Genomic DNA, 6,804 nt, shown 5'->3' with positions numbered 1-6,804 from the left:
ATGTCGCAGCAACGCCTGCCCGAGACGGGCAGCACCGCCTGGTCGCTGACGCAGGCGCGGGTGCCGCAGTCGCAGGTGCCGCAGTCGAGCGTGGCCGATGACCATGCCGGGCACGCCGGGCATCAGGGCCATGAAGCGCCTGCCGCGCCGCTGGCCGCCACAGCGCCCGCCGTGCTGGGCGTGGACGCGGTGATGGCCCGGGTGCAGCACCTGGGCCTCGCACCCGGCTACAGCGTGAGCCTGCCTGCGGCGCCCACCGGTGTGTTCACCGCTGCGGTGTACCCGCGCGACGTGGCGCAGCAGCGTGTGGTGCACCTCGACGCCTACAGCGGCGCGGTGCTGCTGGACATGGGCTATGCCGACTACGGCCCGCTGGGCCGCTGGCTGGAATGGGGCATCAACGTGCACCTGGGCCAGGAATACGGCGTGCCCAACCAGGCGGTGCTGGTGCTGGCCTGCCTGGCCATCGTGCTGCTGTGCGTGAGCGCCGCGGTGATGTGGTGGAAGCGCCGCCCCGCCCGTGCGCTGGGCGTGCCGCCGGCACCCGCCGATCCGCGGGTGATGCGCGGCCTGCTGGCACTGCTGGCGGCCGGTGGCCTGCTGTTTCCGCTGGTGGGGGCTTCGCTGCTGGTGATGGCGGCGCTGGACCGGCTGCTGGCCCCGCGGCTGCTGCCGCCGACTGAGCCGCGCTGACAGGCATCTTCAGGCCGCACACGCCCTTGCCACCGGCTGCCTGGGCAGCTGCCCGGTCTGCCACACTGCGGGCATGGACGGCTGGACCTTCACGGTGGAGACGATCAAGGCGCTGGCCTGGCCGGTGGTGGCACTGTCGGCGCTGCTGCTGTTCAGGCTGGAGCTGCGGGCGCTGCTGCAGCGGGTCAGGCGCGGCAAGCTGATGTCGGCGGAGTTCGAATTCGAAGGCCGCATCGCCGAACTGCGCGACCGCGTGGGCCCGGCCGACCCCGCGCTTGCCGCCGCGCCGCCAGGCCTCACGCAGGAAGCCGAGCGCGATCCGCGCACCGTGATCCTGCATGCATGGCTGCAGGTGCAGGCGGTGGTGGAACAGATCGTCGCGCGCCATGCCACGGCCGAAGATGCCCACGGCGCCGGGTCGGTGACGCTGCGCGTGCTGCACCGCCTGCTGCGCGACCAGCCGCAGCACATCGACGCCTACAACGACCTGAAGAGCCTGCGCAACCAGGCGGTGCACGACACCAGCTTTGCGCCGCGACCTTCGTCGGTGCTGGAGTACGCAGCGCAGGCCCGCACGCTGGCGGCCGCGCTCAGGCCCCTGGCCGAAGGCTGAGGCCGGGCACCGGGCCCGCACAAACCCTCACCCTGCTTTGCAGGGCCTGCGTTCGGGCGATGGCCCCGGACTCGGGGCGCTGCCATCCTGCGGCCAGCGAATGACCGGAGTAATTCCATGGCCCTGATCCGTTGCCCCGCCTGCACCGACGTCGTCAGCTCCCTGGTGCAGGCCTGCCCCACCTGCCACACGCCGCTGCGGCCGGTGGCCGCGCAGGCCGATCAACGCCCGCGCCTGCCCACGCCGCCGCGCCGGCTGCTGCCGCGCGTGGCGCGCCTGTCGCACTTTCCCACGCGGGGCTGAAGCCCCGGCGCGGCGCCTTCAACGCAGGGCGCCGTCCACCCAGGCGGCCAGCTGCGCCGCCGTCATCGCGCCGCTCTGGCGCGCCACCTCGCGGCCACCGACGAAAAGCAACGTGGTCGGGATGCTGCGGATCTGCATCGCGGCGCTGGCCTGCGGCGCGGCATCGCTGTCCACCTTCACGAAGCGCAGCTCGGGCCGCTGCGCGGCCAGCTGCTCGAAGTGCGGCGCGTACGAGCGGCAGGGCCCGCACCAGGCGGCCCAGAAATCCACCACCACCAGCGCCTCGGTGCCTTGCAGGTAACGCGGCAGGTCGGCATCGCCCAGGGCCACCGGCTGGCGCGGCGCCACCGGCTGGCCGCAGCGGCCGCAGCTGGGGTCTTCGGCCAGGCGTTCGGGCGGTACGCGGTTGCGGGTGCCGCAGTGGGGGCAGACGATGAGCATGGGCAACTCCTGAGGGGCAAAGGCTGTGGTCCAGCCCTGCATATCAGGCGCCTGGCCGCCACTTAAAGAGGCCGCGGCCGCAGATTCAGCGCCACGCCCGAGATGCACAGCAGCATGGCCAGCAGCTCATACGGACCCAGCGGGTCGCCATCGACCACGGCGCCGGTGACCATGGCCACCACCGGCACCAGCACCGGGCTCAGCGCGGCCACATGGGCCGGCACCTTGCGCACGATGGTGAACCAGGCCGCATTGCCCACCGCCATCGGCACCATGCTGATGTAGCCGATCACGGCCAGGCTGGTCCACGAGGGCATGAACCACTGCCGGCTGCCGGTGGCCAGCGCCACCGCCATGAAGGGCACGCCGATGGTCAGCAGCTGCCAGCCGGTGAGCACGGTGCTGCTGACCGGTACCGGAAAGCGCTTGAGGATCAGGGTGCCCGCCGCCCAGCCCATGGCCGCCAGCAGCCCCAGGCCGAAGCCGAGTTGCGTGGACAGGCTGGCGTCCCAGCCGATGAAGGCCAGCAGCAGCACACCCGCCGCGCCCAGGGCCAGCGCCAGCAGCGAGCGCGCGTCCAGCCGCTGGCCGAGCACGAAGTGCCCGCCGATGGCCGCCCACAGCGGCATGGTGAAGCCCAGCACCGCGGCCTGGCCCGAAGGGATGAGCACCGCGGCATAGGTGCTGGCGATGTTCCACACACCCAGGTAGGCAAAGGCGGCGGCGGCCACCGTCTTCCAGTGCGCGCGCGGGATGCGTAGCGACTCGCCGCGCCAGCGGCTCCACAGCAGCAGCAGGCTGCCCGAGATGAGCACGCTGATGGCGCGGAAGGTCCACACCGAGACCTCCTGCACCGCCATCGCGAACAAGGGCCAGTTGGTGCCCCACACCAGCGTGAGCACCAGCACCAGCGGCCAGGGTGCGGCGGTGGCAGGTGCGCTGGGCAAAGGGGCTGCGGGGGCAGCGCTGCTGCCGGGGCGGTACGACGGGGAAGGCACCGGCGCAGGGTAACGGCTCCATGCATGCCGCCCGGTCGGTAGGGCCATGCCCGCCAGCCGCCGCGGCGGCTGGCGGCCCGACCGTGCGCCACGCATAAGCTTTTGCCCGCCACGCAAAAGACGCGCAGCGCCCCGCCTCCTAGACTTTTTGGCATGAGCACGCTTGCGCCCCCTTCCGCCACCCCCAGCCGCAGCCACCCCTTCTTCAGCCCGGTGCGGCGTGAAGGCGACTGGGCCTTCGTCAGTGGCCAGATGGCCTTCGATGCCCAGCTGCGCATCGTGGGCGACGACGTGGCCGCGCAAACCCGCACCTGCCTCGACCGCATCCAGGCGGCGCTGGCGGCCGATGGCCTCGGCCTGGCCCAAGTGGTCAAGGCCATGGTGTGGCTGCGGCGGGTGGAAGACTTCGCCGAGTTCAACCGCACCTATGAAGCCGTGCTGCGCGAGCACACGGCGCAAGCCCCCGCGCGCTCCACCGTCCGGGCCGACCTGATGGTGCCCGAGGCGCTGGTGGAGATCGAAGTCGTCGCCCATGTCCCTGGCCTGCCTCGCTGAACCCATGACCACCCACCTGCCCGACCTCGACCTCGAAGACATCCGCGCCACCGCGCGCGCCAATGCCGACGACCTGCTGAAGACGCCGGTGGCGCCGCTGCATGGCCCCACGGTGCACCGCCTGCTGGGCGATGCCGACGTGTGGATGAAGCTGGAGCTGTTCCAGCGCACCGGCTCCTTCAAGGCCCGTGGCGCCCTGACCGCCGTGCGCCGGCTCACGCCCGAGCAGCGCAGCCGCGGCATCACCGCCGTGAGTGCCGGCAACCATGCGGTGGCCGCCGCCTTTGCCGCGGCGCAGGCCGGCGTCTCGGCCAAGATCGTGGTGCTGGCCTCGGCCAACCCGGCGCGCATGGCCATGGCCCGTTCGTACGGCGCCGAGCTGCTGGTCGCACCCGATGGGCCCACCGGCTTTGCGATGGTGGACGCGTTGGTGCGCGACGAGCAGCGCAGCTTCATCCACCCGTTCGAAGGCGAGTCCGCTTCGCTGGGCACCGCCACCGTGGGGCTGGAGTTTGCGCAGCAGGTGCCCGGCATGGACGTGGTGCTGGTGGCCGTGGGCGGCGGCGGGCTGGCCAGCGGCGTGTCGGCCGCGGTGCGCAAGCTGCAGCCGCAGTGCCGCGTCATCGGCATCGAGCCCGAAGGCAACGACGTGATGCGCCGCAGCTTCGAGGCCGGTGCGCCGCAGCGGCAGGACAGGTCGAACACCATCGCCGACAGCCTGGCGCCGCCGATGACCACGCCCACCGCCTACGGCCTGTGCCGCCGGCACATGGAGCGCATCGTCACCGTGAGCGACGACGCCATGTGCCGCGCGATGGCGGTGATGTTCCGCGATGCCAAGCTGGCCGTGGAGCCGGCCGGCGCCGCCGCCCTGGCGGCCTTGCTGGGCCCGCTGCGCGACGAGCTGCGCGGCCAGCGCGTGGGCCTGGTGGTGTGCGGCGCCAACATCGATGCGGCCACCTTCAGCCAGCAGCTGGCCCGCGGCGAGGCGCTGCTGTGAGCCGGCGCCTGCCCTCCCCCTTACCCCTCGATGGAGTTGCCCCCATGCAGCGTCGCGCCTTCCTGCCCTTGTTGACCGGCGGCCTGCTGGCCGCCACCGGCTTGTTGAACCCGGCCGCAGCCCAGACCGGTGATGCCGCCGGACAGGTGGTGCGGGTGGTGGTGGGCTTTCCGCCCGGCGGCACGGCCGATGCGGTGGCGCGCCTCTTTGCGCAGGAGCTGCAAAAGCGCCTGGGCGGCACCTACATCGTGGACAACCGCGCCGGTGCGGGCGGCCAGATCGCGGCCGAGTACTTTCGCGCGCTGCCGGCCGACGGCCGCACGCTGCTGCTGGGCAACAGCCACATGTTCTCCACGCTGCCGCTCACCTCGCGCCATGTGAAGTACGACCCGTTGAAGGACTTCGTGCCGGTGGCGCGGCTGGCCACCTTCGAGACCTCGTACGCGGTGAACGTGGCCCAGCCCGCGCGCACGCTGCCCGAGTTCGTGGCCCTGGCCAGGACGCGGCAGGAGCTGCGCAGCTTCGGCATTCCGGCCGCCGGCAGCGGGCCGCATTTCATCGGCTACGTGGTGGCGAAGAACGCCGGCCTGGACATGGTGCCGGTGCCCTACAAGGGCGGCGCGCCGCTGCTCACCGACCTGCTGGGCAATGCGATTCCGGCTGCGGTGGATGCGCTGGGCAGCCACCTGGAAGCGCACCGCGCCGGCAAGATCCGCGTGCTGGCGGTCACCGGCACCGCGCGCTCACCGCTGCTGCCCGACGTGCCCACCTTCGGCGAGCTGGGCTACCCGGCAGCGCTCAGCGCCTCGGGCTGGCTGGGGCTGTTTGCGCCGGTGGGCACCGCGCCCGCGCAGGCCGATCGCATCGCGGCCAGCGTGGCCGAGATCGCGGCCCTGCCTGCGGTGCGCACCCACCTGGCCAACATCGGCTTCAGCGCCGCGGCGGGCAGTCCGCAGCAGCTGCAGCAGACGGTGCGCGCCGAGCTGGAGCTGTGGCGGCCCATCATCCGCGAGTCGGGCTTCCAGGTGGATTGATGACACCCGCCCGCACCCTGTTCGCCGATGGCTATGCCGCCGCCCGCCTCAAGTTCCTGGCGGCCTGCACGCTGGCCGGGCTCACGCCCGAATCGCACCAGCACCCGCTGCGCGGCCCGCAGGGCGAAGCCCTGGCCACCGACGTGGTGCGGGTGGGCCCGGCCGATGCGCGGCGCGTGCTGGTGCTCACCTCGGGCGTGCATGGCGTGGAGCTGTTCGCCGGCTCGGGCTGCCAGATCGACTGGCTGCTGCACCACGATGCCGGCGCGCTGCCGCCCGACACCGCGGTGCTGGTGGTGCATGCCATCAACCCCTGGGGCAGCGCCTGGCTGCGGCGCTACACCGAAGACAACGTCGACCTGTGCCGCAACTTCATCGACTACCCAGTGACGCCGCAGCTGCCTTCGGCCGCCGGCTATGCGGGGCTGCACGAAGCCATTGCCGTCGACCCGCGGGATGCGCTGGCCGTGGCCGCGGCCGATGCGCAGCTGGCCGCCTATGCAGGCGCGCACGGCCAGCCGGCGCTGTATGCGGCGCTGATGGGTGGCCAGTACGCCTGGCCGGCCGGCATGGGCTTTGGCGGCACGCAACCCACCTGGTCGCGCCGCACCATCGAGCAGGTGCTGCAGCAGCATGCCGGCCACGCCCGGCAGGTGTGCCTGCTGGACTACCACACCGGCCTGGGGCCTTACGGCTATGGCTCGGTGGTGGCGCTGCAGCGCGGCGAGGCCCTGGCCCGCATGCGCCGTGCCTTCGGCGGCTGGGTGGAGGCGGTGTACGACGAATCGGCGCCCGACAACTTCGCGCCCGTGCTGGGCCACTCGACGCCCGGCTATGAACGTGCGCTGCCGCAGGCCTGCGTCACCGCCGCGGTGCTGGAGTTCGGCACCGGCCGGCCGCAACGCATGCTGGAGCTGCTGGTGCAGGACCAGCGCGAATGGATCGCCGGCCTGGGCCGCGACCAGCCCTCGGCCACGCGGCGCGCGCTGCTCGACTTCTTCTACCCGGCCGACGAGGGGTGGCAGCGTGGGCTGGTGGCGCAATCGCGCGAGACCATCGGCCGGGCGCTGGCGTTCCTGGGTACGACGGACTAGTGTCCTGTCCCACTCATACGTGAGCAAAGTCGATGCAGCTTTTGGAGGATCGAGTCAGCGGTGGCTGTCCACT

General features: G+C 72.4%; 9 protein-coding genes. 7 read left to right on the top strand and 2 right to left on the bottom strand.

The features are described 5' to 3' along the window. From ABNT58_RS14475 to ABNT58_RS14465, 3 genes are all read left to right on the top strand, one after another. Positions 1–693, top strand: a 693-nt coding sequence (locus ABNT58_RS14475; RefSeq protein WP_348754166.1) for a PepSY domain-containing protein, incomplete at its 5' end; no start/stop codon positions are given. Positions 694–766: 73 nt separating this feature from the next. Continuing rightward, a complete protein-coding gene (locus tag ABNT58_RS14470; RefSeq protein WP_348754165.1) occupies positions 767–1,306 on the top strand; it encodes a hypothetical protein in 540 nt (179 codons plus the stop codon). A gap of 117 nt (positions 1,307–1,423) precedes the next feature. Next, positions 1,424–1,609 carry a hypothetical protein gene (locus ABNT58_RS14465; protein WP_348754164.1) on the top strand — a complete coding sequence of 62 codons (186 nt, stop codon included), beginning with the start codon at positions 1,424–1,426 and terminating at the stop codon, positions 1,607–1,609. 18 nt (positions 1,610–1,627) lie between these two features. Here ABNT58_RS14465 and trxC read toward each other — a convergent pair whose 3' ends face one another. Beyond that, on the bottom strand, positions 1,628–2,050 hold the full coding sequence (gene trxC, locus ABNT58_RS14460; RefSeq protein WP_348754163.1) for a thioredoxin TrxC: 423 nt from the start codon (positions 2,048–2,050) through the stop codon (positions 1,628–1,630). 62 nt (positions 2,051–2,112) lie between these two features. Next, positions 2,113–2,997 (bottom strand): EamA family transporter, encoded by an 885-nt coding sequence (locus ABNT58_RS14455; RefSeq protein ID WP_348754162.1) that lies wholly within the window; start codon positions 2,995–2,997, stop codon positions 2,113–2,115. A gap of 204 nt (positions 2,998–3,201) precedes the next feature. On the opposite strand from ABNT58_RS14455, the gene ABNT58_RS14450 reads away from it, so the two are divergent. From ABNT58_RS14450 to ABNT58_RS14435, 4 genes are read left to right on the top strand one after another with little or no spacing between them, the layout of a single operon-like run. After that, positions 3,202–3,603: a RidA family protein gene (locus ABNT58_RS14450; protein WP_348754161.1), complete on the top strand. Its 402-nt coding sequence runs from the start codon at positions 3,202–3,204 to the stop codon at positions 3,601–3,603. Between the two features lie 4 nt (positions 3,604–3,607). Continuing rightward, on the top strand, positions 3,608–4,603 hold the full coding sequence (locus ABNT58_RS14445; protein WP_348754160.1) for a pyridoxal-phosphate dependent enzyme: 996 nt from the start codon (positions 3,608–3,610) through the stop codon (positions 4,601–4,603). Between the two features lie 44 nt (positions 4,604–4,647). After that, a complete protein-coding gene (locus tag ABNT58_RS14440) occupies positions 4,648–5,637 on the top strand; it encodes a tripartite tricarboxylate transporter substrate-binding protein (RefSeq protein ID WP_348754159.1) in 990 nt (329 codons plus the stop codon). Then, positions 5,637–6,731 carry a DUF2817 domain-containing protein gene (locus ABNT58_RS14435; protein ID WP_348754158.1) on the top strand — a complete coding sequence of 365 codons (1,095 nt, stop codon included), beginning with the start codon at positions 5,637–5,639 and terminating at the stop codon, positions 6,729–6,731. The genes ABNT58_RS14440 and ABNT58_RS14435 overlap by 1 nt, the downstream gene beginning before the upstream one ends. Positions 6,732–6,804 lie beyond the last annotated feature (73 nt).

This window comes from uncultured Aquincola sp., from assembly GCF_964001545.1.
Classification (GTDB): domain Bacteria; phylum Pseudomonadota; class Gammaproteobacteria; order Burkholderiales; family Burkholderiaceae_C; genus Aquincola.
Note: the sequence above shows the minus strand (reverse complement) of the source record. Positions and strands in the feature narration are given on the sequence as shown.

Coding starts and splice junctions, on each gene's coding strand:
- ABNT58_RS14440 (WP_348754159.1), top strand. CDS start 4,648: ATGCAGCGTCGCGCCTTCCTGCCCTTGTTGACCGGCGGCCTGCTGGCC.
- trxC (WP_348754163.1), bottom strand. CDS start 2,050: ATGCTCATCGTCTGCCCCCACTGCGGCACCCGCAACCGCGTACCGCCC.
- ABNT58_RS14465 (WP_348754164.1), top strand. CDS start 1,424: ATGGCCCTGATCCGTTGCCCCGCCTGCACCGACGTCGTCAGCTCCCTG.
- ABNT58_RS14435 (WP_348754158.1), top strand. CDS start 5,637: ATGACACCCGCCCGCACCCTGTTCGCCGATGGCTATGCCGCCGCCCGC.
- ABNT58_RS14450 (WP_348754161.1), top strand. CDS start 3,202: ATGAGCACGCTTGCGCCCCCTTCCGCCACCCCCAGCCGCAGCCACCCC.
- ABNT58_RS14470 (WP_348754165.1), top strand. CDS start 767: ATGGACGGCTGGACCTTCACGGTGGAGACGATCAAGGCGCTGGCCTGG.
- ABNT58_RS14445 (WP_348754160.1), top strand. CDS start 3,608: ATGACCACCCACCTGCCCGACCTCGACCTCGAAGACATCCGCGCCACC.